The sequence below is a fragment of the Mixta mediterraneensis genome, assembly GCF_030283135.1.
GTDB classification, from domain to species: Bacteria; Pseudomonadota; Gammaproteobacteria; order Enterobacterales; family Enterobacteriaceae; genus Pantoea; species Pantoea mediterraneensis.
In genome coordinates, this window is record NZ_JASUAZ010000024.1 from 1 (window position 1) to 25,314 (window position 25,314).

The 25,314-nt window shown below is 55.6% G+C and carries 25 protein-coding genes and 2 pseudogenes; 24 read left to right on the top strand and 3 right to left on the bottom strand.

Annotation, left to right across the window (positions count from 1 at the left end; all coding sequences use genetic code 11):
• On the bottom strand, positions 1-387 hold a 387-nt coding region (locus QRY16_RS14155), incomplete at its 3' end, for a PAS domain-containing protein (protein WP_289777031.1).
• Positions 388-1,134: 747 nt separating this feature from the next.
• Between QRY16_RS14155 and QRY16_RS14160 the strand changes: the two genes are divergently transcribed.
• From QRY16_RS14160 to QRY16_RS14265, 22 genes and pseudogenes are all read left to right on the top strand, one after another.
• The gene (locus QRY16_RS14160) at positions 1,135-3,516 is read left to right on the top strand and encodes a beta-glucosidase (RefSeq protein WP_289777032.1); all 2,382 of its coding nucleotides are present in this window, start codon (positions 1,135-1,137) and stop codon (positions 3,514-3,516) included.
• A gap of 467 nt (positions 3,517-3,983) precedes the next feature.
• On the top strand, positions 3,984-4,910 hold the full coding sequence (locus tag QRY16_RS14165; protein WP_289777033.1) for a ParA family protein: 927 nt from the start codon (positions 3,984-3,986) through the stop codon (positions 4,908-4,910).
• Complete coding sequence (gene dnaB-PI / locus QRY16_RS14170) at positions 4,907-6,262, top strand: SPI-7-type island replicative DNA helicase (protein WP_289777034.1); 1,356 nt, start codon at positions 4,907-4,909, stop codon at positions 6,260-6,262. Before QRY16_RS14165 ends, dnaB-PI begins: the two co-directional genes overlap by 4 nt.
• Positions 6,263-6,264: 2 nt before the next feature.
• Positions 6,265-8,019, top strand: coding sequence for a ParB family protein (locus QRY16_RS14175; RefSeq protein ID WP_289777035.1), 1,755 nt, complete (start codon positions 6,265-6,267; stop codon positions 8,017-8,019).
• A complete protein-coding gene (locus QRY16_RS14180; protein WP_289777036.1) occupies positions 8,016-8,645 on the top strand; it encodes a DUF2857 domain-containing protein in 630 nt (209 codons plus the stop codon). Before QRY16_RS14175 ends, QRY16_RS14180 begins: the two co-directional genes overlap by 4 nt.
• Complete coding sequence (locus QRY16_RS14185; RefSeq protein WP_289777037.1) at positions 8,642-8,905, top strand: ParE family toxin-like protein; 264 nt, start codon at positions 8,642-8,644, stop codon at positions 8,903-8,905. The genes QRY16_RS14180 and QRY16_RS14185 overlap by 4 nt, the downstream gene beginning before the upstream one ends.
• Positions 8,906-9,039: 134 nt before the next feature.
• The gene (locus QRY16_RS14190; protein ID WP_289777038.1) at positions 9,040-10,284 is read left to right on the top strand and encodes an STY4528 family pathogenicity island replication protein; all 1,245 of its coding nucleotides are present in this window, start codon (positions 9,040-9,042) and stop codon (positions 10,282-10,284) included.
• 353 nt (positions 10,285-10,637) lie between these two features.
• On the top strand, positions 10,638-11,381 hold the full coding sequence (locus QRY16_RS14195; protein ID WP_289777039.1) for a PFL_4669 family integrating conjugative element protein: 744 nt from the start codon (positions 10,638-10,640) through the stop codon (positions 11,379-11,381).
• Positions 11,378-11,959 carry a hypothetical protein gene (locus tag QRY16_RS14200; protein WP_289777040.1) on the top strand — a complete coding sequence of 194 codons (582 nt, stop codon included), beginning with the start codon at positions 11,378-11,380 and terminating at the stop codon, positions 11,957-11,959. Before QRY16_RS14195 ends, QRY16_RS14200 begins: the two co-directional genes overlap by 4 nt.
• Entirely contained in the window at positions 11,959-13,998 is a 2,040-nt protein-coding gene (locus QRY16_RS14205; RefSeq protein WP_289777041.1) for a DNA topoisomerase III, read from the top strand. The genes QRY16_RS14200 and QRY16_RS14205 overlap by 1 nt, the downstream gene beginning before the upstream one ends.
• Positions 13,999-14,669: 671 nt before the next feature.
• The gene (locus tag QRY16_RS14210) at positions 14,670-15,137 is read left to right on the top strand and encodes an STY4534 family ICE replication protein (protein ID WP_289777042.1); all 468 of its coding nucleotides are present in this window, start codon (positions 14,670-14,672) and stop codon (positions 15,135-15,137) included.
• A gap of 58 nt (positions 15,138-15,195) precedes the next feature.
• A complete protein-coding gene (gene ssb, locus QRY16_RS14215; protein WP_289777043.1) occupies positions 15,196-15,732 on the top strand; it encodes a single-stranded DNA-binding protein in 537 nt (178 codons plus the stop codon).
• 78 nt (positions 15,733-15,810) lie between these two features.
• On the top strand, positions 15,811-16,245 hold the full coding sequence (locus QRY16_RS14220) for a DUF29 domain-containing protein (protein ID WP_289777044.1): 435 nt from the start codon (positions 15,811-15,813) through the stop codon (positions 16,243-16,245).
• Positions 16,246-16,381: 136 nt separating this feature from the next.
• Positions 16,382-17,011, top strand: a complete 630-nt coding sequence (gene pilL2 / locus QRY16_RS14225) for a PFGI-1 class ICE element type IV pilus protein PilL2 (protein WP_289777045.1) — start codon at positions 16,382-16,384, stop codon at positions 17,009-17,011.
• A complete protein-coding gene (locus tag QRY16_RS14230; RefSeq protein WP_289777046.1) occupies positions 17,008-17,733 on the top strand; it encodes a hypothetical protein in 726 nt (241 codons plus the stop codon). The genes pilL2 and QRY16_RS14230 overlap by 4 nt, the downstream gene beginning before the upstream one ends.
• A gap of 9 nt (positions 17,734-17,742) precedes the next feature.
• Entirely contained in the window at positions 17,743-18,453 is a 711-nt protein-coding gene (locus tag QRY16_RS14235; RefSeq protein WP_289777078.1) for a TIGR03759 family integrating conjugative element protein, read from the top strand.
• Complete coding sequence (locus tag QRY16_RS14240; RefSeq protein ID WP_289777047.1) at positions 18,432-19,067, top strand: transglycosylase SLT domain-containing protein; 636 nt, start codon at positions 18,432-18,434, stop codon at positions 19,065-19,067. The genes QRY16_RS14235 and QRY16_RS14240 overlap by 22 nt, the downstream gene beginning before the upstream one ends.
• Positions 19,067-19,591 (top strand): integrating conjugative element protein, encoded by a 525-nt coding sequence (locus QRY16_RS14245; protein WP_289777048.1) that lies wholly within the window; start codon positions 19,067-19,069, stop codon positions 19,589-19,591. The genes QRY16_RS14240 and QRY16_RS14245 overlap by 1 nt, the downstream gene beginning before the upstream one ends.
• The gene (locus tag QRY16_RS14250; protein ID WP_289777049.1) at positions 19,588-20,214 is read left to right on the top strand and encodes a restriction endonuclease; all 627 of its coding nucleotides are present in this window, start codon (positions 19,588-19,590) and stop codon (positions 20,212-20,214) included. Before QRY16_RS14245 ends, QRY16_RS14250 begins: the two co-directional genes overlap by 4 nt.
• Positions 20,198-20,452 carry a hypothetical protein gene (locus QRY16_RS14255; RefSeq protein ID WP_289777050.1) on the top strand — a complete coding sequence of 85 codons (255 nt, stop codon included), beginning with the start codon at positions 20,198-20,200 and terminating at the stop codon, positions 20,450-20,452. The genes QRY16_RS14250 and QRY16_RS14255 overlap by 17 nt, the downstream gene beginning before the upstream one ends.
• Positions 20,445-22,558 (top strand): annotated as a pseudogene (gene traD / locus QRY16_RS14260) (type IV conjugative transfer system coupling protein TraD). Before QRY16_RS14255 ends, traD begins: the two are co-directional and overlap by 8 nt.
• Positions 22,539-23,296: pseudogene (locus QRY16_RS14265) on the top strand (TIGR03747 family integrating conjugative element membrane protein). Before traD ends, QRY16_RS14265 begins: the two co-directional pseudogenes overlap by 20 nt.
• 103 nt (positions 23,297-23,399) lie before the next feature.
• Here the strand turns inward: QRY16_RS14265 and QRY16_RS14270 are convergent.
• Both QRY16_RS14270 and QRY16_RS14275 read right to left on the bottom strand, forming a co-directional pair.
• Positions 23,400-23,714: a hypothetical protein gene (locus QRY16_RS14270; protein WP_289777051.1), complete on the bottom strand. Its 315-nt coding sequence runs from the start codon at positions 23,712-23,714 to the stop codon at positions 23,400-23,402.
• 112 nt (positions 23,715-23,826) lie between these two features.
• Entirely contained in the window at positions 23,827-24,429 is a 603-nt protein-coding gene (locus tag QRY16_RS14275) for a hypothetical protein (protein WP_289777052.1), read from the bottom strand.
• Between the two features lie 256 nt (positions 24,430-24,685).
• Between QRY16_RS14275 and QRY16_RS14280 the strand changes: the two genes are divergently transcribed.
• Both QRY16_RS14280 and QRY16_RS14285 read left to right on the top strand, forming a co-directional pair.
• Positions 24,686-25,003, top strand: coding sequence for an integrative conjugative element protein, RAQPRD family (locus QRY16_RS14280; protein WP_289777053.1), 318 nt, complete (start codon positions 24,686-24,688; stop codon positions 25,001-25,003).
• Positions 25,003-25,239, top strand: a complete 237-nt coding sequence (locus QRY16_RS14285; RefSeq protein WP_289777054.1) for a TIGR03758 family integrating conjugative element protein — start codon at positions 25,003-25,005, stop codon at positions 25,237-25,239. Before QRY16_RS14280 ends, QRY16_RS14285 begins: the two co-directional genes overlap by 1 nt.
• The last annotated feature ends 75 nt before the right edge of the window (positions 25,240-25,314 follow it).

The following is a 25,314-nucleotide window of genomic DNA, read 5'->3' on the forward strand; positions in this document are numbered from 1 at the left end:
CCATTCGCTGATCCGGCCACGATCCAATACCCAGGTGATTTTGCCATTTTTACCGATCATGCGGTGCAAGGCTTCGTAATAGGGCGCAACGCCTTCAATATGATCGTAAAAAGCTTTTAATACCTCGTCTGCATCGTCAGGATGTAAACATTCTTTCCACGATTCAAAATTGGCGGCGGTTTCCCTGGGCTGGAAACCGAGCATGGCTCCCCAGCGACGATTAAAAATCACCAGCTTACCGCTGGGAATTTCTAGCTGCCATAAGCATAAACCTGTGCCATCCAGCGCTGCATTTAATTTGTTACGTGCGTCGTGCGCTATACGCTTGAGCCGCGCATTATGCTTTTTCAGATTTTGTATCTGCTGATGCAGCGCTTCGTCAGACATGGCAATTATGTATAAGTATAAAAAGGGTATTTTGCCTGCCAGTTTTTATCTGTAAATAGAGCACCATAAAACGCGATTAGCAACGGATAATTGTGTCCGGCACAGGATATTAAGTGGCATGAAACGTTTAAACCAGCACAGCGCAATCATCGCCGTTTCCTTTGTCCGAGGGTTCGTCGCAACAAAGCATAATTGTGTCAAATGTCTTGTTCACCGTATGACTTTATTTTTCGGATGCGTAATCACTAAGGGTGTGGAGTTGCAAATTCTCCAGGAAAAACCGGTCCGACAGAGTGAGCACAGAAGATGGCGAGGACATCGAATCCGGAAAATTTCCGCACGCTGACGGTGGCCTACCCTCGACGGGCTGGCAGTCGTACCTGATTGATTTCACTTTCCGGCGAAAAGCTATCCGTAATGACTGAACATGATACAGCGTCGTCCGGCTACGAAAATCCTTCCCCCTGTCCTGAAAGGGCTAGCCAAAAGCAGATCCCCCTTTCGCGCAGCGAGTTTATTAGCGTTATTTAAATCACTCCCGGCCATTTTACGCCAATGAAAATCGTTATCCATCCCACTAAAATTTAAAGATATTTGCCTATTATCGTTTTCATTGATGAAAGTCAGGAGAGCTTCGCTTTGTGCTCCTGTAAGGTGCAGATAGCAGGCCAGACGCGCTTGCTATCTGTACCTTACCGCTTTCGCACAGAACGGACGAAAGCGCTCATAAAAAACTAAGGGATGAGTATGAAACTACATAAAGCAGGGCTGTCTGCTGCCGCTATCTTCCTTTCAATGCCTGCCTGGGCGGTTCCGCAGCTAAAGGGAACTGATTCGATACCTGCCGTTATCGCTGCTATGACGCCCGAAGAGAAAGCCTCACTGGTCTCTGGCACCGGCATGAACAATGCAGAAAAAGTGGCGGGTGCTGCCGGTTCGACGGTGGCCATCCCGAGGCTGGGGATCCCTCAAATTGTCTTTGCAGACGGACCGGTAGGCGTCAGGTTAGGGGCTGGCCCAACCGGCGGTGAGAAACGTTTTGCTACCGGCTTTCCGGTTTCCGTCGCGATGGCCGCGACCTGGGACCCGCAGTTGATCCAACAAGTGGGTGGAGCGATAGGTAATGAGGCCAGGCAGTATGGCGTTGATCTCATGCTTGGTCCGGCAATTAACATACAGCGCAATGTGCTAAATGGCCGAAACTTCGAGCACTTCTCGGAAGATCCGTGGCTAAATGCCATGATTACCGTTGGTTATATTAATGGCATGCAGGCTCAGGGGGTTGGTGCGGTACTCAAACACTTTGCCGCTAATAATCAGGAAACGCGCCGACAGACGGTTAATGAAATTATTTCTCCCCGTGCCTTGCGGGAAATCTATTTCCCCGGTTTTGAATATGCAATGGAAAAGGCACAGCCCTGGGCGGTAATGAGTTCCTATCCTGCCATTAACGGAACCCCCTCCTCACAAAACTCGTGGTTGCTAAAGGACGTGTTGCGTCATCAGTGGAAGTTCAATGGCTTTGTGATGTCTGACTGGTATGGCGTCAGTGACCCTGTCAGGGCGCTGCAGAACGGTAATGATCTCAACATGCCCGGCGGCCTGTCAGAAAAAGAGACGCCTTTCCTGCGTCGTAATACTGACCCGAAAGACGTTATTCTCGCGGCATTGAAGTCCGGTGAGTTAACCCAGCATCAGATCGACGAAAATATCCGCAATATCCTTAATGGAGTGATTAAAACACACCGTTTCAAAGATGCAGGCGCTGCCGGAAGATCGGAACCTATCGATCACTCTTCACTGGCGCGTCAGGTTGCAGCTGATTCCATGGTATTGCTAAAAAATGATTCAGCGACCCTGCCGATGCCCTCTTCCTTTCGCATTGCGGCTTTCGGTCACAACGTTAACAACTTTTTTGTTATCGGGGGCGGTAGCGCGGAAGTCAATATTGATCCCAAACGGCTGGTGACCTTGTCTCAGGGAATGAAAAATGCCGGATTAACTCTTATCGATACCATTGAGGGACAACCGCTCAATGAGCAGGCCAACGATGCTGCCATCACCCGTGCGGCGCAGCAGAGTGATATCGCCCTGATTTCAGTAGGACGCAGTTCTACAGAGGGGGCCGATCGCTATTCGATGACCATGCACGCAGACGAAGTAGCAATGATTGAAAGGGTATCCGCACTATTCCATCAGCAAAATAAAAAGGTAGTGGTCGTGCTCAACATAGGTTCGCCTATCGAGATGGCGTCATGGGAGAGCAACGCTGACGCTATTCTTCTTGCCTGGCAGCCTGGTGAACAGGCAGGGAACGCTGTAGCAGACATTCTTACCGGTAAAGTGAATCCTTCAGGCAAACTGCCGTTAACCTTCCCCAAACGCCTGGAAGATTCACCAGGCTTTGGCAACTATCCAGGCAGCGCCAAAACGGTTATCTATGGTGAAGGGATTTATGTCGGCTACCGTTATTTTGACACCCGACGTATCGCTCCGATGTACCCGTTTGGCTATGGGCTTTCGTATTCCAGCGTAAAGTATGGGAAAGCCCGTCCTGAAAAACCGGTATTTAATCTCGATAAGCAGGAAAGTATTAAGATTAGCGTTCAATTGCACAATCTTTCTCAGAGAGAGACAAAAGAAGTGGTTCAGCTCTATGTGCACGACAACGCTTCGCGTCTCGACAGACCGGAACAGGAGCTGAAAGCTTTTGAAAAGGTCAGCCTGGCTGCGGGAGCAGAGAAGCAGGTGACGCTGAATCTTGACAAGCGTGCCTTCTCATATTTTGACGAGGACAGGAATGACTGGGTACTTGAACCGGGCCGATTCACATTGCGTATCGGCAGCTCTTCGCGGGACATCCATACAGAGGTTCCTCTTACTGTCACCTCATCGACACCAGCCTTCTCCTTTGAAACGCCGTGGATTGATATACAAACATATGAAAAAGCGGCTTCAATTGTGGCGAAAGCCATCGGAGATGAAGCGACTAATGCCTGGATTGAGGGAACACCAACCCTGGGTGATAAGCTGGACGATGCGTTGAAACAGCAACCAGAACTGATGAAGGACGAGAAGAAAAAGCTAATTCTGAAGCAGAATATCTTACGTCAAATCAATACATTGTAGTACTCGTTGGCATGTAAATACGCACAGCCAATGACACAAGCAGTGCTGCTAAGCCAGTACTGCTTCAAAATATTACATTGCCTCTACCGCTCTATCCTCCAAGCTGCGCTTACCCTCTTTCCGATACAGTAACCAAAGAAAGGCGCTCGAACAGAGGCTTGCTTCATCTATGAATACGGACATTCAGAGGGATTCGCTGTGAATTATTGCCAGCTATCGAGAAAGGAACGCCAGGGCGAGCCACAGGAGGTGGCGAGGGCATCGAACGTTCGGGGACGGGTACGGCCTCCTGAACGCAAAAACCCGCCTTGCGGCGGGTTCTTTAAATAGTGGTGCCCGAACCCGGAATCGAACCAGGGACACGGGGATTTTCAATCCTCTCTTCGCTAGCAAGTTGAATTATCACGGTGTGAAAATAGTTTTTTCATCGTATTTGTACTCATCGAATACTTTATTCGAGTGTACACATGGAAAATATCTTCACAAAAACCGCTGAGGTCTCAGTCAGTGCTAAACCCCAGATTGTTCCCGTCACGTCCACAAAAGGTGGCGAGGGAAAATCTACTCAGGCCGGAAATCTTGCAGGTTTTCTTGCGGATGCCGGCCTTAGAACGCTCCTCATCGACGGCGACCACTCTCAGCCAACGGCCAGCAGCATCTTTGCCCTTAAATATGAGGCTCCCTGCGGTCTTTACGAACTGCTGATGCAATCGGTCGACCTCTGCCAGCCAGAACAGATAATCTCCCGCTCTTTCATCCCCAATCTTGATGTCATTATTTCCAATGACCCCCATGACCGGCTACCGGTCGCGATGTTGCATGCTCCTGATGGCCGTTTGCGTTTGCGTAATGTTTTGCAGCACGCCCTGTTTACTCAGTACGACGTCATTATTGTTGATTCAAAAGGGGCCGCGTCGGTGATGCTGGAGCTCATCCTGCTTGCTGCTACGGAGTTCACCCTCGGGGTTATCAAGCCGATACTGCCGGATACGCGTGAGTTTCTGCGTGGCACGCTCGGGGTACTGGAAGGGTTGTTACCCTTGACCGGTTTCGGCATTCAGTTACCCGCAGTGCGCATTCTGACGAACTGTATGGAGTACACCAATCTGGACTGGCAGACGCTGGAAAGTCTGCGCAGTATCATCACTAATGGCCAATATCTGCGTGCAGATGCCTTCGATGTCTCTCTTCTCGACACCATCATACCCAGGCTTGAAATTTACAAAATGGGGCATGCCTCCGGTCAACCCGTTCACCGCCTCGAAAAAACGACGACTCGCACATCGACACCGGCAGCCGCTGACACCATGTACATGCTTGCTTGTGAACTGTTCCCTGGATGGAAGGCAGTTTTTGACCGGTTCCGTAATGGTAATGCGGAGGTGCAACCATGAGCCAGGCAATCGTGAATGTTCCTTACTCCTCTGATGCCGAGCAGGCCGTCCTCGGTGGTTTGATGCTGGATAACGCGCGGTGGGACGATGTGTTACCCCTGATCCGGGACACCGATTTCTATTTGCCGGCGCATCGTCGAATTTTTCAGGCAATGGGGCAACTCATGGCTATCCAGCAGCCAATTGATCTTATCACGTTGTCTGAATCGTTCCAGCAGAGTGATGCTATTGAGCTGGTTGGCGGTTTTGCATACCTGGCCGAACTCTCAAAAAACACACCGAGTGCGGCGAACATTGTCGCCTATACCCACATTGTCGCTGAGCGCAGTCGCCTGCGTGGGCTGTTGTTTCTGGGGCGTGAGTTAAGCGCTGAAGCTGCAAATCCCCGGGCTGAATCAGCAGCGCTGACAGCGCGGGCTGAACAGCAGTTACTCCAGCTGTCGGAGCACACGCAATTACAGCAAAATGTCAGCCTGATTGATGGGCTGAATTCCGTGATTAACCATCTGGAGACAGTGACCGGCGGTAACGGTATTACCGGTACCCCCACCGGCTTCGCCGGGCTTGATGAAATGACCTGTGGCCTGCAGCCCGGTGACCTTATCCTTATCGCCGCACGTCCTTCCATGGGAAAAACCGCGTTTGCGCTGTCGTGCTATACGGGAGCACTTCGCGGCGCTGACAAGCCGGCATTCTTTTTCAGCCTGGAGATGCCGCGCGCGCAGCTGCTGCAGCGACTGCTGGCGATGGAGGGACGCCTTGAGCTCTCGCTGCTGCGAAATGGTCAACTGAATGATGAAGACTGGGCGCGAATTTTCAACGCGACAGAGCAAATGGTGCCGTGGAATGACCGTCTGATTATTGATGATGAGTCACTCATGACCCCCGCACTGTTGCGTTCGCGGGCACGGCGCTACACCCGACTGTACGGTAAACCCAGCGTGATTATGGTCGATTACCTGCAGCTGATGAGTTGCCCTGGTCAGGAAAATCGTACGCAGGAAATTGCGGAAATTTCCCGTAGCCTGAAAGCGTTGGCTAAAGAACTCGATTGTCCTGTAGTGGCACTGTCTCAGCTGAATCGCCAGCTTGAAAGTCGTGCTGACAAACGCCCCGTCAATGGTGACCTGCGTGATTCCGGTGCACTGGAGCAGGATGCCGATGTGATCGCGTTCATCTATCGTGATGAAGTCTATTGCGCGGATTCTGCTGATGCCGGCACGGCCGAAATTATCATTGGTAAACAGCGTCAGGGCGCGACGGGCACCGTCCGCGTCAGGTTTGAAGGACAGTTCACCGCGTTCAGTGACCTCCACGACGGTCAGTATGACTACAGCTCAGGGAGGGCGTAAGCATGGCGCGTTCAAAAACCAAAATTTTCGATCTGAGCAGCGCCTTGTTGCAACAGGGTAAAACAGCGGCCGGCACACAGCCATTGGTTCCAGCGGTGATGGAGATCCCCGTCACTGAAATGCCTCTGGTTTTGACACTGGACGAAGTGAACCCGTTCCCGGATAACCCCCGCACCTCCCGCAACCCCAAATATGATGAAATAAAAGCATCAATCCGTGCCCGGGGCCTGGATACGGTACCGAAGGTGACGCGTGACCCGGATCGCCCTGAGTTGGGGTACTTTTTCAGTGACGGTGGCAATACGCGCTATGTCATTTTGTCAGAACTGTGGCAGGAGACAGGTGAAGAGCGATTTTACCGTTTCTCCTGTGTGTTCAAACCCTGGCCGGGACGTTTGTCCTGCGTGATAGGTCACCTCGCTGAGAATGAGGTTCGCGGTGACCTGAACTTCATTGAAAAAGCCTTTGGTATACGCCAGGCCCGGGAGCTTTATGAAGCGCAGTTGGGTAAGTCCGTCACATTGCGGGAACTCTCGACCCTCCTTTCTGCTGAAGGTTACCCGGTCCATAATTCCAGTATCAGCCGGATGGAAGACGCGGTCCGGTACCTGTATCCCTATATGCCTCATTTGCTGGAGACTGGTTTGGGACGTTCGCAAATTCTGCAATTACTGGCGATGCGATCTCATGCGGAAACCACGTGGCAGAAGCACTGTATTGCCCAGGATACAACTCAGCCATTTGATATCGTTTTCGGTGACGTATGCCGCCGTTTTGATTCGCCTGAGGTCTATTCGCTGGATATGTTCCGTGATGAGTTGATTGGGGCACTTATCAACGCATTGCCACACCCTTTGTTCAATTATGACCGCTGGTTACTGGAGCTCGATCCTAAAGAGCAAAACCGGCGTAAACACCTCGGCGAGCCGACCTCAACGCCTGAACCGTCAGGTGGGGGTGATAATGCAGCGCCGGCATCTGAGCTGCAGCATGAAGAAACCGGTGGGTTACCCTCAACGGCACCTGAAGTGCCGGGGCCAGCAGGCGGTTCTCCTCTGGCGCTGGACAGCGCTTTGCCTGAGTCAGCGAGCTCGTCTGACCATACATCAAAGGGTTCTCAGAACGAGGAAACTCCGCCAACCCGAACTGAATCGCGTGTTGAAACTCAGCCTGATTTATACGGTGCACCTTCAGTGTTGTCTGGCGAGACTGAAAAAGTTTTAGACGGTGATGATTCCACCATCAATGAAAATACCCTGCCTGGCCCGCATGAGCCGATTGAACTCCACCTCAATACCGGGGAAAAGCCACAATCCGATGTAATCCTCACTTCAGACGTGGCTTTCGCTGAGGTGGGTCTTGAACCTGTGGCCTCCATTTGGGCCATTCCTGACCTGCAGGATGATATCGAACACCTGCAGGTGATCACTTTCCGGCTGGCATTCGAACTGGCCGAAGTGGCGGGTTGTGAAGCTGAAATCAAAGCCGATAAAGCGGACCTGCAGGCTGCCGGCTACGCATTGTCTGCCGGGCGCCCATCTCGTTTCACTGCTTTACTTCTTACCCTTGCCGGCAGCAACCCGGTCAGTACCGACGCCTGCTCGCTCAATGAGGCCCTTATTGGTTCGGAAAATCCTGCTGACTGGCCTTTGCTTGATGACATTCATGCCGTGAAGTTAATGCGCCTTATTCGCGTTCTGCGCCGTCTGCGTGAACTGCAGCGTGACTTACTGCAGACTGGGAGAACTGAACAATGAGTAACAGTTTATCGCAGGCAACCAACAGCCTGCTCACGCAGTTGGTGATGGAGTTGAAATCGGGCTATATCCGTCGCTGTGAGTCGCTGGGGCTGACAACGGAAGAGATGCAGCTGCTACACGGTTTGACCGTCGAGGATCTACATTATCTGATGAACAGCCCGGTATCGGTGCTGACCTTTCAAATCCATCACGAGAATTTCTCATTAATGCTGCAACACGCGCGCCGCGAGCAACAGCGGATGCAGCGGATCGACCGTGCACTGGCGCTGGGCGGTTCTATCGAAATGATGCAGCACTACTTTGGCCTCTCCACCGTTGAAGTTGCCGCGCGTCGGCGTATGACCGGTATCAACATTCGCCAGGGGCGCTGTGCTGCGCTCAGCGACGACGAGAACGCCGCATTGTGCCGTCAGTGGCAAAAGGCGGACGTCGCTGACCCCGCCAGTGCGGATGGACTGGACGTCATGATGCTGGCTGCTGAGCAAATGGATATTTCCCTGACAGCCGTCTGGCACGCTGTCCGCGGCTTTGATGCCCCTCAGACCGCTACCGCCCGGAAAGCCATTCAGGCCGTGCGTACGCAGCGTGGTGCGCGGGGAGGAAACGCCAGGAGGCGGGCATGAAACCCATGATGTTAATGCCGGGGTTGCAGGTCCCCCGTTCGGCCCCGCCATCTTGTCAGAAAAAGGCTAAGGAGCAGGTCAGACGCTTCCGCCGCGGTGAACGAAACTACAAATATCTCCATGTCAAAGGTAAACACGCCCCCGGATGTGCCTGGATGAAGATTGATATCGGCATCCGCTGGCGCCTGCTGAGCCGCAACAGTGGTGATGACTGGGAGCTGTTGACCCACGAACGCTACAACAACGCGTTATGGAAGTGATGACATTCATCCTGTATCCGATGGTCGGGTACAGGCCTGAGTGCCTTCAGCCGGATGCAGCAACGTCTGCACGACAACCCCCTGATGTCTTCGCCCTGCGGGCAGAGGCAGCGTAATAAGGATGCGCAAAATCGATGAGCATAAACAGAACACCTGATGACAGCCTGATCGCTTTTACGCTCGGACAAATGAACGCCCGACTGGCAGAACGAACAGGGGCTGAAAAGCACACAGGTGCTACTGATGTCACTAATCTGCGCAGCGGCCTCTTGTATATGGGCAATGTGCACGATTCCATTCCCCGCCGGTTACTCCTGGACGCCCGTCTGTCACCGCTGGATAAAACGGCGTGGATAATGATCCGCCTGTACGCCCAACAGAATCAGGGCGCCGTGTTTCCGACCTATGACGAGCTGCAGCTGCAGTTAGCCTCCCCGTTTAACGGTAAAGCGTCCCGCGAGACGGTCAGCCGCGTGTTGCTGATGCTACGTCTGACCGGCTGGCTCAGTCTGTGCCGGCGCATGCGTGACGACAAGGGACGCGTGAGGGGGAACATCTATGCACAACACGATGAACCGCTTTCGGCCCGTGATGCGGAGACGTTGGATCCGACCTGGCTTGATACGGTCGCAATGGGCTGCGCGCACAGGAACCGAACCATCAGCCAGACGGCCTGGTCGGTACTGTCCGATATTCAAAACGACCCGACGATGCGCCATCAGCATTCCCAAATGGCGGCCATCGCCGAACGGTTGGGCGCACCGCAAACGCCTCAGCAGATGGCGGCGCGGGTCTCTCTTCGGGCAGAACATCTCCGCAGTTCGGTTACCGAACCCAGTAAAAAATCACCCGGTTCGGCTACCGAACTCAGTGTAAAACCGGGTTGCAAAACACCGGGTTCGCTTTCCGAACTCAGCCTGAAATCAGCAACTTACGGCACCTCAACCCAACCGAACTGTAACGTACGTTCTTTCACACAGAGTGTGAATAAAAAAACGTACGTACCCGAGCTGCCTGCCGAACTGCAGCGCAGCATGGCGGAAGACGATCAGCGGCAGATAGCCGCCCAGCTTCAGGCATTACCTGACGACGCCGCCCGTCAGGTGCTGGAGAGTCTTGGCCAGACGATGGCCAGAGGCAGCCTGAATAACCCCACTGGCTGGCTGCTTACGGTGATCAAACGTGCCCGGAACGGCGAGCCGTATGCGTTAGCTAAGTCCTCTGGGTCTGCGAGTCCTGCTGCGACGGACCCCACGCCTCGCCCCTCGCGGGTAAAATCAACAGGCCCGGTTCGTCAGCTCGTGGCATCCCGGGAACATGTGAGCACCGTTGTGGCCAAATTGCGCCAGCAAATGACGCGGGCAAAACAACAGCCCTGAGAGCAGACTATGCGGATTGTTCAAAATATGTACTTTGCTGCCAGTGGCAGCAGAGGTCAAAAAACGTACTGCGCTGCCACTGGTAGCACAGGTTGAAAAGTAAGCATAGAAATGATGCAGATAAAAAATAGCCGCGAGAACAGAGTCTGCGGGTTGTTCAAAATATGTACTTTGCTGCCAGTGGCAGCAGAGGTTAAAAAACGTACTGTGCTGCCACTGGCAGCACAGGTCAAAAAGTGAACGCTATTGTGTTTTCGTTTTTGTTTACAGCGCAAAAAAGAGTTTTGGATTGTTGTCAAAACAGGCCGGCGCAACTATTTCAAGCCACACATAATCCCGAAAGGATGCTTCAAATGGTTGATTCAGCGAGCAGTAAAGAAAACAAGCCCTCTCCAGCCCGTGCAGGTGCTCTCAAATCGACGTTAACCGTTCAGTTACATACACAGTATGCAATTTTGTTATGGGAAGGACGCCAGCGAGAGAAAGAGTCAAATAAACCTCAAATAGTCAGCATGCCTCAGGTCATTGCCCGGGCGGGAAAAATTAATGCTGATTCAAATGCTGGTAATCCGTACGCCGATGGCGCGATGTTGTTACTGGAGCAGGTCATTGAACGTGGCACCACGCGATTGCAAATCGCGGTAGCAGAGCTTGATACCGTCTTATCCAGCTTGCCAGGCCAGATAACGATGTCTGAGGTATCTTCGGTCTCTCCGCTGAATATCGGTGTCTTCAGTCGTACCCCGCTTGGGTATCGCTGCGTCTGGTTACTCGTCGGCTTCGATCAGCTGGCGATGAAAGCGTTCCAGGCATGGCATTACGGATTAATTTCACGGCAAAAGCGGGATGACTTACTGAGCCAGGGGGGACACTGGGTCCGTCAGGTCTATGGGGTGGTGCAACAGTATCGGTCCGCTGCCGTTACGCGTGATGATATTCGTCTCCAGACTCAGGTCGGGATTGATGCGGTAAAACGTCTGGGTGAGCCTGCTGAAGACATTATGTCTGGCACGTCGCGTTCCTCTTTTTCTCCGCCACTCAGTAAAACGTCGGTGTCAGCGCTACCCGGTATCGACAATAAAGGGGCCAAAGCATGAATCGACAGGTTAATCATCTTTTGATGCCGGGTGTACTTTGCGCCACGTTGCTGTTAGCAGGGTGTGCGGGCGCCGGTTTGGGCGAGTGGAATCAAAAAATCAGTGACGCCGCACATTCACTGGCAGGCAGGAGCGGAAGTGGCTCAGGTGACGGAGGGATGCCCTGGATGACCAGAGCCGGTAATACCGGACCTCGTCAGGATGTCCGTCATACGTATACGCTCCCGGTGGATGTTGATACCGCCGCGGCTCGCCTGAAAAGCCATTATCAGTTTATTTCCTCCGATGAACTGGAAAGTCTGCGCTGGCGTGACCAGCATGGTGACTGGAGCGCCAGCGCGATTGATGAAGCGCGTCCGGTCTGGTCAGCGAACAAAGGCAGCTACTACAGGATGGGGCAGGAATGGAAAGGGAATGATCGTCTCGAGCTTGAAGTGGTTAAATCCGGCGCCGGCAGCCGTTTAAAAGTGACTTACAGCTCCCCGGAGGCACCGCATCTGACCGATACTTATCTGGGACGTCTGATGACGCAGCTGCAGCAGGTCGCCAAAGGTCAGATACGGCCGGAGGCTGACTGATGCAACTCTACCTGTGCGAGAAACCCAGCCAGGGTAAAGATATTGGCGCCATTCTGGGGGCAACCCAGCGTAAACAGGGTTATCTGGCGGGTGCCGGCGTGATTGTCACCTGGGCCATCGGGCATCTGCTGGAGCAGGCCCAGCCAGAGACCTACGGCGAGCAGTTTGGCAGCCCCTGGCGGGAGTCCGTACTGCCTGTCGTGCCCACCCGGTGGAAAATGGTGGTAAAAAAAGACACCGCCGATCAGTTCGCTGTCATCCGTGGGTTGCTCAAACAGGTTGATTCTGTGGTGATTGCGACGGATGCGGACCGTGAGGGGGAGGTTATCGCGAGGGAATTACTGGAGCATTGCCACTTTACCGGCCCGGTTCAGCGGCTCTGGTTGTCGGCGCTGGACGAGGCCAGTATCCGGCATGCCCTGGCGAACAAGCTCCCGGGGGAGAAGACTGCGCCTCTGTATGAAGCTGGCCTGGCCCGGGCACGGGCTGACTGGATGACCGGGATGAATTTAACCCGGCTTTACACGCTCAAAGCCCGGGAGCAGGGATACGGGGAGGTGTTGTCGATAGGCCGGGTGCAGACCCCCACGCTGGCACTGGTCGTCAACCGTGACCGTGAAATCGCCAGCTTCATATCCAAACCCCACTGGCAAGTCAGGGCGACGCTGCAGAAAGAGGATATTAACTTCCCTGCAAACTGGGTACCAGCCGCCAGCTACTGTGATGAAGAAAAGCGTTGTATTCAGCAGAATGTTGCGCAGGCCGTCGTGCAGTTGTGCCAGCAAACGGGTCACGCCGTAGTGCTTGAGGTGGGGACTGAGCGCAGGAAAGAATCTGCGCCTCTGGCATTCGATCTGGGGTCGCTGCAGCAGGCCTGTTCCCGCAAGTGGGGGATGAGTGCCAGTCAGGTCCTGAGCATTGCTCAGGCGCTGTATGAAACACACAAGGCAACCACTTATCCGCGGACGGATTGCGGCTATCTGCCGACTTCTATGCGGGAAGACATTGCCGATGTGCTGAATGCCGTCACCCGCACGGACCCGACGCTGAACGAGAGAACGGCAACGCTCGACAGGGCATTTGTTTCCCGTATCTGGAACGACAAAAAAATCACTGCCCACCACGGTATTATCCCGACGAAGCAAGCCTTCGATCTGAGCAAGCTGTCTGCCGATGAGCTGAAGGTCTATCAGCTGGTCCGTCAGCACTACCTGGCACAGTTCCTGCCGCTGCATGAATCAGATGTCACCGACGCCACCTTTAACATCGGCGGACAGCTGTTCTGCACACGGGGCAGGGCCGAGGTGGTGGCCGGGTGGAAAGCGCTGTTCCAGCATGACGCGCGTGAGGTGAAAGATGAGCAGGCCGATGCGGATAATGTCAGGCTACTGCCCCTGGTCAAAGGGGAAACCGTTGCAGTCGCAGGCGCGGAGCTTAAAACGCTCCAGACGAAGCCTCTTGGGCATTTCACTGACGGGACATTGATCGCCGCCATGAAAAATGCCGCAGCGTTCGTCAGTGATCCGCAATTAAAGAAGGTTTTGAAAGAGAACGCCGGCCTCGGTACCGAGGCGACGCGCGCGGGTATCCTGGAGACGCTGTTTAAACGGGGCTACCTGGAGAAGAAGGGCAAATATCTCATTTCCACCCCGATCGCCGGCGAACTGATCGATGCGATACCGACTGCGCTGACAAACCCGGGTATGACGGCACTGTGGGAGCAGGCGCTGGACGAGATTGCCCAGGGCCAGATGACACTCGACTCGTTCATGAGCCGCCAGGCACAGTGGACGGGGCACCTGGTCGAGAAAGGGAAAACGCAGGCGGTGAAGTTTACCGCGCCGCCTTCGCCGCCCTGCCCGGCATGCGGTGAGATGATGCGCCGGCGTGCCGGCAAGAAAGGCGGGAGTGCCTTCTGGGGATGCCTCAACTACCCCACCTGCCAGGGCATCGTCAATATTGAGGTCAAAAGCAGCCGTAAGGGTAAGCGCTATAAAGGAAAATCACCGGCTAAAAATAAAGCAACCGGATCGGAGTAAGAGATTGTCTGATGTTTATCGCGGAAAGTTTTGCTAAGGTGAGCGGGCTTTGATGCAGGGTACCCCGTAACTGCGGTGGTGGGAAAATTCTTCCATAGTTTTTTTTCTGCTTCAGTTCGGTCAGCGGCCTCCACACTCAGGCTGGCTGGCAAGACGCATGCAACTCCGTGAAAAACGCGTCGGGAGATCAGGTTCCTTCCCCGGAGTGAGACAGAATTCACATAAGGCTCAGGTACCGGCCGTGCGGCGCTGATTTTCGGATCAGCGCCGTTTTTATTTATGGCTCTCAAAACGGAACATTACGGTTGACACTCCCGGTGCCTGCATTAAAAATGAACAGGCTTACTTGTTGTCTCACGACAACCAGCCAATGCTTCAGCACTCTGTGAGAAGCGCCTTCGGGTGAGTGCCAGCCAAAGTTTCAGCGATCTGTGAGAAACGCCTTCGGGCGATCGCCAACAGCCTTGTAGCCTGAAAGAGGAAGCCCACGTGGCGGTAACTCCGTTTAGCCTTTGAGAACGGGGATCACTTAACGGTGATGAAGGTCCATTTCACAATCAAGACAGTCTGCACTGACGTACGATTTTGCAGACACCCCGACGGGAAACACTTTTCCCGTCGGGGAAGGTGTATTTCTCCGTCACCGAATCTACACTCCTGGAGAAAACATCATGTCTGTTCAAACTCAACAAGCGTCCAACAAAACTGAATACTTCAACCTGACCATTAAAGGCATGGGGTACCTCAGCAACATTCGTCAGGTCAATGGCCCGAATGGTACCTTTATCAGCTGTGTCGTCAACGGACTCTCCGGTCCCACCGATAACGCCAGCTACACGCGTTTCGATGTGACGGTCGCCGGCAAAGAGGCCAGCAGCCTGATCAATCGCTGCCAGAAAGCGGCAGATGAAGACAAAAAAGTTCTGATTGGCTTTGTGCTCAGCAATCCCAAAACGGACATCTTCACGCTTAACAGCGGTGAGCATGCCGGCGAACAACGTGTCAGCCTGAAAGCCCGCCTTATCAAGGTCGACTGGATCAAAATCGGTCAGGAAAAGGTGTTCCAGGCTGAGAAATCCGACTCTATGCCGCCTCAGCAGGGTTCCGCACAGCAGCAATACGCGGACAACTCTTTCTGAGCGCGTCTCTCGCCCCGTAGTTTTACGGGGCGTGTTTTTCTTTAACAAGGATACGCACATGGCTTCCCGTGGAATCAATAAAGTGATACTCGTCGGGTTTCTGGGGCAGGACCCTGAAATCCGTTATCTGCCTGCGGGTGGTGCAGTGGCGACGCTGTCGCTGGCCACCTCCGAGACCTGGCGTGATAAACAGTCTGGCGAACAGAAAGAAAAAACCGAATGGCACCGCGTGGTGTTGTTTGGCAAGCTTGCTGAGGTCGCCGGCGAATATCTGCGCAAAGGTTCTCAGGTTTATATCGAGGGCCAGCTGCGGACCCGCAAGTGGTTTGACGAAAGTAACGGTACCGATCGCTTTACAACCGAAATCGTGGTCGGTCAGCAGGGGAGTATGCAGATGCTGGGTGGTCGCGCTCAGGATACTTCGCCGGGCCAGCGTGCTGCGGCAAGCCAGAGGCAGCCACAGCAGCCATCAGCCCCGGCTCACAGCGGATCGTCTCCGGCCTCCGCCGGTGGTGACGCATTATCGTGGGAGGACGATATTCCGTTTAGTGGCCACGGTTACGGCATAGCGAAATCAGCAATTCATGCGCTTTGACGTGGTCAGCCTTCATTGACATACTGCACACAGCGTCTGCTGCGTGCAGTTTTTTCTTTCTACTTACCGGAGGCTCTCATGGGAACTCGTTACAATACCGACGTGGTCGCCTGGGCGAATGAACAGGCGGCATTACTGCGTGCCGGTAAACTCAGTCAGCTGGATATTGAGAACATTGCCGAGGAGATCGAGGACGTGGGCAAAAGTGAAAAACGCGAACTGGCCAGCCGGATGGCGGTGTTACTGGCTCACCTTCTGAAATGGCAGTTCCAGCCCGGGCGTCGTGGATCAAGCTGGCAAAGGACAATAAAAGAGCAGCGTAAATCAGTTCGCCTGCGTATACGTAAAACCCCAAGCCTGAAGGGCTGCCTGGCAGATCCTGGGTGGTTCGAAGAGGTCTGGTCAGATGCTGTGGCAAGTGCTGCAGAAGAGACCGGTCTCGATGGTTTCCCTGAAAACTGTGTCTGGTCTTCTGCTCAGATACTGGATGAAGACTTCTACCCGGAACTGTAGATCAGGACAGGAAATATGAGCGCTGACCTTTGGTTGGCGCTTTTTTTTATTTTGCGATAAAGAGTTGTTAATTGAGGCCGCGGGACGGTCGCCGCACAGTGACACCTTTCTATTTGTCACTGCTGGAGTCCTCCGGATGAAAAAAACGCTCGTTATCTCTGCCCTCGCGGCTCTCATGCTGGTCGGGTGCACCCCTCAGCAATCCCTGCAGCAGCGTGATGTTTCACCCGTCACCCCCTCTGTCGCTGTCACCCGTAATGTCCAGCCGGTCAGGCCCGATGCGTATGCGCAGGCACCGGAAGTGGTGCGCTATGACCGTTATTTACTGGTCAGCACCGACCCGGCAGCCGTCCAGCACGATCCGCTCTCGCAGATCATCGATATCCGCATTCCGGCTTCGGTGAAACCGACGGTTGCGGATGCGCTGCGTTATGCGCTGCGCCAGTCAGGCTACACGCTGTGCGCCACCGGACCGGCCAATGGCGTGCTGTACCGCCAGGCGCTGCCAGCGGTGCAGTATCAGCTGGGGCCGATGCGTCTGCGTACTGCCCTGCAGGTGCTGGCGGGGCCAGCCTGGCAGCCAGAAGTCGATGACGTGCAGCGCGTGGTATGTCACAGCCTGCGGGATGGCTATCAGCTGCCGGCCACGCAACTGCCGCCTGTTCCCGCATCACGAGTCCAGCCAGTAGCGGCGGGTACCCCAACAGCCATTGCGCCGCCCGCAGTGAAAGCGGTACCTGCAACCGGAGGGTGGCTGAAAAAATGACCGGGCCAGACGAACAAAAAATACCTGCGGCGCCGGTTAAAAAAAACCGGCTGCGCAGTCGTGCCACCTGGATGTTTACCGGCAGCGTGCTGATTGTTCTTGTGTCGGGGATGGTCGATATCCACGTTTCCCGGGGACTTAAGCAGCGTATTGACCAGCTGGAGCGGTCGCAGAAAACCATGACGTCACAGGATGACGTGGCGACTCTGCGCGGGACGGTGTTGACGCAGCAAAAACAGCTGACTGCCCTGGAAGAGAGGCAGGCTGAATATCAGCGTCAGCTGACGTTAACTGGCCAGGACGCTACCACTTTGCAGCAGCTGCAGGCGCAGTTAACGGCGCAGCAGACGGAGCTGACTGCTCTGAAAGACCACCTGGATGCCCTGAAAAAAACGGCGGCACCTTCTCCTGTTGCGCCGGTGGTCCCTGCACTACCCGCCAGCAACAGTATCCCTCAAAAACACAAATCCACGCCTGTTAAGGCTGCACCGGCTAAAGCGGCTAGCCGGACAGCGCTTAAGGTGCCCTTTGTGCTGACCGGCACTGAACGGCGGGGTACCGCCACGTTCGCTGCGGTGGCCCCGCCGGGGTTCAGTGATTTATCGCAGGTGACGCTAACCGGCGTCGGGGAGTCGGTAGCGGGCTGGCAGCTGGTCAGCATCGGTGCCGGCCAGGCCACGTTTCGGGTTAATGGCCGTCTGCAGACGGTCAGCGTGCAGTGAGGGGCAATGATGAAACTGAAATTTAGCCTGTTTGCCCTGTTGCTGATGAGTCCGTTAACCCGGGCGGCAGAACAGACCACAGTGAACAACAGCCAGGCTGTGGCAGACCAGCTTCAGCAAAGCCAGGTCAGCAAAACCGCTGAGCAGGGGCAGCAGTGGGGGCTGAGCGGTGAAGACTATCAGCGCTACCGGCAGCTGATGGAAGGGCTGCGCGGCACGCAGTCCCCCGGACTTGACCCGCTTACCGCGCTGGGCATTGAGGCCCGGAGCGACGCCGAGCGCAAAAAGTATGCCGAACAGTGGGTTAAACAGGAGTTCGCCCGCACGGAGAAAGAGCTGAGGTTTCAGCGCGAGGTGGATGCGGCCTGGCAGCGTCTCGGCGTGCTGCCGGTCAGCATGGGGAATGCCGCGGGTATTGCGCACGATACCGGCGGTCGGCTGGCGCTGTTTGTGAAGGCGAAGAACTGTGGTCAGTGTGACGCACGGCTGGCAGCGGTGCTGGCGGATAACCGTCCGGTCGATATTTACCTCGTTGACAGCAAAGGCAGTGACAGCCTGCTACGCGACTGGGCCAGGGCGCACCGTATTCCGGCCGACAGGGTTCGCTCGCGTCAGATTACGCTCAATCATGACGGCGGGCGCTGGATGAAGTTCGGCAGCGGCCTGATGCCGGTGGTGCTGCAACAGGGAGAAAAAGGATGGACCGTCGCCACGTTCTGACCCGCGTGATGTTACTGGTATTCGCGCTACTGAGTGAGGCCATGCGCCACGGCATACCGCCGGAATCGCTGTATTCGGTCGCGCTGGCCGAAACCTCGCTGGCACCGAAAAGCATCTCCGCAGTGACGCGGGGAATCGGTGCTGTTCCTTCCACTGAGCGCCCCTGGCCCTGGACCCTCAACGTGGCAGGCAGGGGCTACCGCTACGCCACCCGCCTGCAGGCCTGGAATGCGCTGCAGGGTTTTCTGAAAACGTACCCGCGTAAGCGCATCGATGTCGGGATTGCCCAGGTGAACCTGGGCTGGAACGGCCATCACTTTACCTCAACCTGGGAAGCCTTCGACCCCTATATCAATCTCAGCGCAGCAGCGGCCATTTTGCGCGAATGTTATGACCGCCATCCGGGTAGCTGGCTGGCCGCAGCAGGCTGTTATCACCATCCCGCAGGTGGTGCACCCGCCGCCCGGTATAAGTCCATTGTGAAAATAAAGCTGGCCCGTATCAGCGGCGTGGCGACAACCCCAGCCAGGATGACGGGTACAACCCCCACGCCAGCGGCAGTACTTGCAAAAACTATCGCGCTGACCTGGATTGAGCCACGGAGCCAACAGTGATGAATAAATTCAATTACGTGTTGTTCGGTCTGTGCCTGGTAACAACTACCGCACTGGCCAGCCTGAATGTTATCGCCGATATCGGCGGGGAAGATGCCTCACCGTATTTTGAGGGAATTAACCGGCAGGATGAGCCCGCTGTTTCGCCGGTGCTGCCACCGGTACCCCTGTCTCAGGGCGAAGCCGAAGCGGCGGTATTGCCGGTGACAACGCCGGAACTCAGCCCGGGCGACGTGGCTGCGCGTCCCCTGCAGCTGCCGGGTCTCGGTACCCTGTTTATCGTGGGCAATGATGAGGCCTCACGCGCCTGGCTGCAGGTGAATGCAGAGCAACTCAAATCCCGCCACGCGGCTGGCCTGGTAGTGAACGTCAGCGATTTACCGGCGCTGCAGCAGCTGCGTGAGCTGGCACCGGGAGTACCGATGGTAGCGGCGTCCGGCAGCGAGCTGGCGCGTCGCCTGCAGCTGTCGCATTACCCGGTTCTCATCACCGACACCGGTTTATCGCAGCAGGTGAGCCCGTGATGTCAGCGCAGCATATCGCCGCCGCGCTGATGATGAACCCGTTACTGGCGGTGGTGCTGATTGGGCTGTTTGTTGCCGTTATGCTGGCGTTGAACGGTCGTGGACGGGTGACGTCAAGCCAGCGCTGTCACCGCCGTTACCGTGCAACGGCGGAGCGGGTTCTTCAGCGGTTACCGCAACTGGCCGGCGACGCGCAGCGGCTGGTTTATCTGCGCAGAATCAACCCCTACGCGTTTGAAGAACTGCTGTTGCTGGCCCTAGAGCGTCAGGGCCATCCGGTTCAGCGTAATGCGTCGTACAGCGGTGATGGTGGTCTGGATGGGCAGGTGTTTATCGACGGTCATCGCTGGCTGATTCAGGCTAAGCGCTACGGCAAAACCATCACCCCTGCCCATATCCGGAATTTTGGCACCCTGCTGCTGCGTGAACGCTGTGGCGGCTTCTTTATTCATACCGGGCGCACCGGCAACCTCAGCCGGTTGCTGCTGCACGCGTATCCTCAGGTACGGCTGATAAGCGGACAGCGCCTGCTGAATTTACTGGCCGGCGATGCGGCCTGGCTTTCCTCAATACCTTTCCCGGTTAAATCCGGATGGAGTGTCTCTGATGCCTCACAGTTTTGAATACACGCTAACGTTGGGGTGGTTTTTACTGCGCACCGCGTTCCGCATCCTGTTTTACTGGCCCGGCCTCGTACTGGCCACGCTGGCCTTGCTGACCCTGCTTACGTCGCCCGAAAGCGGGAGCGCCCTGACGCTGAAGCACGCCATGCTGCGGGCGCTCTGGCAGAATCTGGTCTTCACCGGTTTCCTGGCAGAAGTCACCACGGCGGCGCTGAGACAAGGGGCTGGTGATGAGTAACCGCCACGTCATGGAGGCGCTGCTGCGCCCCGCCGTTGAGCTCAATACCGCCGCCGTTGCCGGTGCGGCGGCCGTCATTTGTGCTGTCGCCCCCTGGTCCGTGGCGCTGGCACCGTCGGTAAGCTGTGTCACCGCCGGAGGCTTTGCCGTTATGGCCGCCGTGCGCGCCCGCCAGGGCATGAAGATCATCCGTTACCGCCGCAACCTGCGCCGCCTGCCCCGCTACGTGATGACCAGCGCGCAAATCCCGGTCAGCCATCAGCGCCTGTTCCTGGGAAGAGGGTTTCGCTGGCAGCAGAAGCATACCCAGCGCCTGATGGACACGCGGCGGCCGGAGGTGGAGAAGTACGTCCAGCCACCACGACTGTACCAGATGGCACGGCGTCTGGAACTGCAGACCGAGTACCGGCTGCCCTGGCTGTCCCGGTTGCTGCGCACCGATTCGCCCCTGAATCCGGTGCGCCCCCTGCCGCCGGTGGGTGGCAATCCGGCGATTCACGGCATTGAACCGGATGAGCTGGACGTGTCGATGGACCTGCGCGAGCGCGTGGGGCATACCCTGGTGCTGGGCACTACCCGTGTCGGCAAAACGCGGCTTGCCGAGCTGCTGATTGCCCAGGATATCCGGCGCGGAGACATCACTATCGTGTTTGACCCTAAAGGCGATGCCGGCCTGCTGCGCCGCGTCTGGGCAGAGGCGCACCGTGCCGGGCGTGGCGACGAGCTGTTTATCTTTCATCTGGGCTGGCCGGATATCTCGGCCCGTTACAACGCGGTCGGCCGGTTTGAACGCGTGTCGGAGGTGGCGGGCCGTATCTCCGGTCAGCTGAGCGGTGAAGGTAACAGCGCCGCGTTTCGCGAGTTTGCCTGGCGCTTCGTCAACATCGTCGCCCGCGCGCTGGTTGCGCTGGGGCAGCGCCCGGACTACCAGCTCATCACCCGCTATGTGAACAACATCAGCGAGCTGTACGAGACTTACGCTAAAAAGGTGATTGAGAAGCGGATGCCGGCACTGCAGCAACAAATCGAGAACAGCCTGCAGGTGCTGACCGATGACGACGTGCCGCGCACGATGCAGGGGCAGCCCAACGCGGTGAAAATTATGGCGGTGGAGATGGCCCTGAGTTCGGAGGCCGGTAAACAGCTGTACGACCCGATTCTTGATGGCCCCGCAGCGCGGTGCGCTACGACCGCACCTACTTTGACAAAATTGTCGCCTCGCTGCTGCCTTTGCTTGAAAAACTCACCACCGGCAAAACGGCGGAGCTGCTGGCACCGGATTATATGGACATGACCGATGTCCGCCCTATTTTTGACTGGGAGCAGGTGATTCGTAAACGCGGTATCGTCTACGTGGGACTGGATGCGCTGTCTGATGGCGTGGTGGCCTCGGCGGTGGGTAACAGCATGTTCGCCGACCTGGTGTCGATGGCCGGTCATATCTACAAGCACGGTATGCACGGCGGTCTGCCGACCCGCGCCGACGGCAAACTGCCGATTAACCTGCACTGCGACGAGTTCAGTGAGCTGATGGGCGATGAGTTTATTCCTCTGATTAACAAAGGCGGTGGTGCCGGTATGCAGGTCACCGCCTACACGCAGACCGAATCGGATATCGAGGTGCGCACCGGCAGCAGTGCCAAAGCGGCGCAGGTCACCGGCAACTTCAACACGCTGATTATGCTGCGCGTGCGTGAGAACCGCACGGCACAGCTGCTGACAACGCAGCTGCCGGAGGTGGATATCTATACCAAAACGCTGGTCTCCGGGCATGCCGACACCGCTGACGTTGAGAAGGGGCAGGACTTTACCTCCAGCACCCAGGACCGCGTGGGCACGGTGAAAACGCCATTACTCACGCAGGCAGATATTATCAGCCTGCCAAAAGGGCAGGCGTTCGCGCTGCTGGAAGGGGGCCAGCTGTGGAAAATCCGCATGCCTCTGCCCGGCGGTGACACGGATGATGCGCTAATGCCGGCAAATCTGCAGAAAATCGCCGAGGAGATGCGGCGCAACTACCGCACCAGCGAAGCCTGGTGGTCGGCAAGTACGGTGATGCCGGATGCCGCAGTTAAAGGAGGGGCTGATGTCACAGGCGGTCAGTAATCAGCCACGGCAGCCGGCACCACCGCGAAAACACGGCCTGCTTTACAACCTGCTGTGGGGCTGGCCCTGGATGCTGGTCGGGATGTTGCTGGCCTCACTGCTGGTGAGCCTGGTGATTGAGTATGCGGGCATGGCGTTTTTCTGGACTGAGCAGGGGCCGCGCACAGCGAAGCGGTGATGCACACGGAGCTCGGTTACCTGTCATCAGAATTTACCCGCAGCCTGTTGCTGTCTGAGCCTTCGGTGACCGTCACCCGCTGGATTATGGTGGCGTATCAATGGACCTTCGTGGATAGCGGATTTTTGGACTGGCTCCAACGTACTTATGATACGCAGGCTTATAGCCAGAATGTGGTTGCCAGGGAGCTGAACAGCTGGAGCGGTTGGTTGGCCATCACGCTCAAAGAGTACCTGGTGGCAACGGTTTATGTCACCGTCATTACCCTGGTACGGGTAACCATTCTGGTGCTCTCTATTCCGCTGTTTGTTCTGGTAGTGCTGGTTGCGCTGACCGAGGGGCTGGGACGGCGTGATGTCCGGCGCTACGGTGCCGGCTATGAATCAAGCTTTGTGTATCACCATGCCAAACGGATGGTAAAGCTGGCTATTTATATTCCCTGCATGCTGTACCTGTCCTGGCCAGCAGCAGTCTGGCCTAATCTGCTGCTGTTGCCGGCCGCTGTTCTGCTGGGAGTTGCAGTAACGGTAACGACAGCCTCATTCAAAAAATATCTCTAGTTATCAATACATTAAACAACAGGCTGAACTACCGCGTACAAAACTGTTTTTTGTACGCGGTAGTCAGCAGACAAGCGATGTAAAAACATTTACGGCGCGTCAGTTATCCGCAACCGTCAGGGGTAACGTCGGGATTTCCCCCGATAACGTAACCGTCAAGATGAAGGGCGATGGTGAGCTTATCTATTGCTGTAACCATATCCTCAGACTCTGACAGGTTACAGGCATATGGACCAACCCCGTTCTCCCTGAGGCGTTCAAGAAGTAAAACCAGCGAAATCGCTTCGTCGTCGGTAAGCCCGATATCCAGATTTTTCCGTGCATTTTCCATGTATTTCAAACCTTTTGTCTGACGTTCTTCAGTGATGTTGAGCACTGACGTAAAACTGAGTTCTAAAGGGATCTGTGCAGCGAGCATGCGGGTCAGACTCTCCGTCATATCCCCAATGTTGGGTATTCGCCGCTATCAGCCGTTTGCTCCACTGAGTAGTTGGCATCGGTTAAAACTACTGACGTAGAGTCACCCCCGGCTACATCGTGGTGACCTGACTGAAAAGTATTTCAGACACTTTATCTCCCGTAAAATAATACTGTAGGCCGTTAAGCTGGGTTGCCCCTTTATCAAGGGCGTGTTCGCAGTAAAAACTGTCCGGGCTACCTGCGCCAGGAGGGGTGTCAAAATAACGGGAAAGCGTCTGGTGCTGCGCGCCGGGACCAGGAACAGAATAACTAACTGATAGCGGTTTATCCGTTTTAGTACAGTCCGCAGAGGAGCCATTCTGGGAAATGGCGACACCGGACAAACGTCCATGCTGCATCACTTTATTCGACAGGAACCACAAGGTCTGCTGGTCCGCCCGGTTATAAAAGCAGATCCATTCCGTTCGCTGCGTGTGATGTATTTCACCTCCCAGGGCGCGTTGAATATCAACAAGCGTATTTTCTTCGAATCGATATGTGCGTCCATCGAGGGTTATTCGCGGAATAATATCTTTAGCAGTTTTATGATGCAGCGCTACGCTGTCATCTTCAGCATCATAGCGATAGACCGGGGTGGGAAGGCGAGAGGCGAATGCCGACGAGCTTAAGAAAATCGATGTTAACGATGCGGTAATAACAATCAGCTTAAGCATATTTTCTTTGCTCCTGTAACAAGATGAAAGGCGATGTTGAGCTTGTCCATCGCTGGAACCATGCCCACAGACTCCGACAGATTATGGATTAGCGACGACACCACTCTCTTTCTCAGGATAACCGTTATTCCCCGTTAATAGCAGCATCACTCCGTGGTACGGCAAAATTATCAAAAAATCATAAAGAGTTATCCGCTGCCCCGCCTTCCCCCTTGTCGCATCATGGACGCTCTGAATGTCTAAGGAGTGTTCGTGAATGCAAATCCCCTTCGTTGCCAGCAGCCTGATGGCGCTGGCTTTACTGGCGGGACAGCCCGCCTGCGCGGCTGAAAAAGACGAGCTGGCTTCCGCTCAGCGCCTGCTGGTTCAGGTGCAGGCCGCACTGGAGCGCGCCCGCGTGGCGGCGGTCCAGGCCGACCCGGCAGAGCGCGGTCGTTTCTTTTTCGACTACCGCCGTGCGACCGCTGACCTCAGCACCATTGATACCGGCATTGACCGTTATCTGGCACCTTCGCGGGCGCAGCCCCGTGATGCGGGTTCTGTCGCGGGCAATTACCGCAGGGAGCGCCCCTGATGAATCCTGCACAGGAGCTGGCTTTTAAGGCGGCCAGCGGGGGCGTTGAAGTCAGTCTCCTGTCGCTGATTTGTATCGGTGGGTTGCTGGCGACGCTGCTGGTGTGGGCGGCCTGGGCGCTGACGGATGTCTGGAAGGGCTGGGGCAACGAAAAAGTCCGCAACGCTGCGCTGGTGCATTTTGCCGTCAGGCTGGTCGTTCTGCTGCTGTTCTGCATCTGGATGTTTGCCAGCTAAGGCAAGCGGCGTCCCGGGACGCCGGTCCGGAATGCGCTTTTCTCTTTTTCATCTTCATTTTCTGTCTGTAAGGAC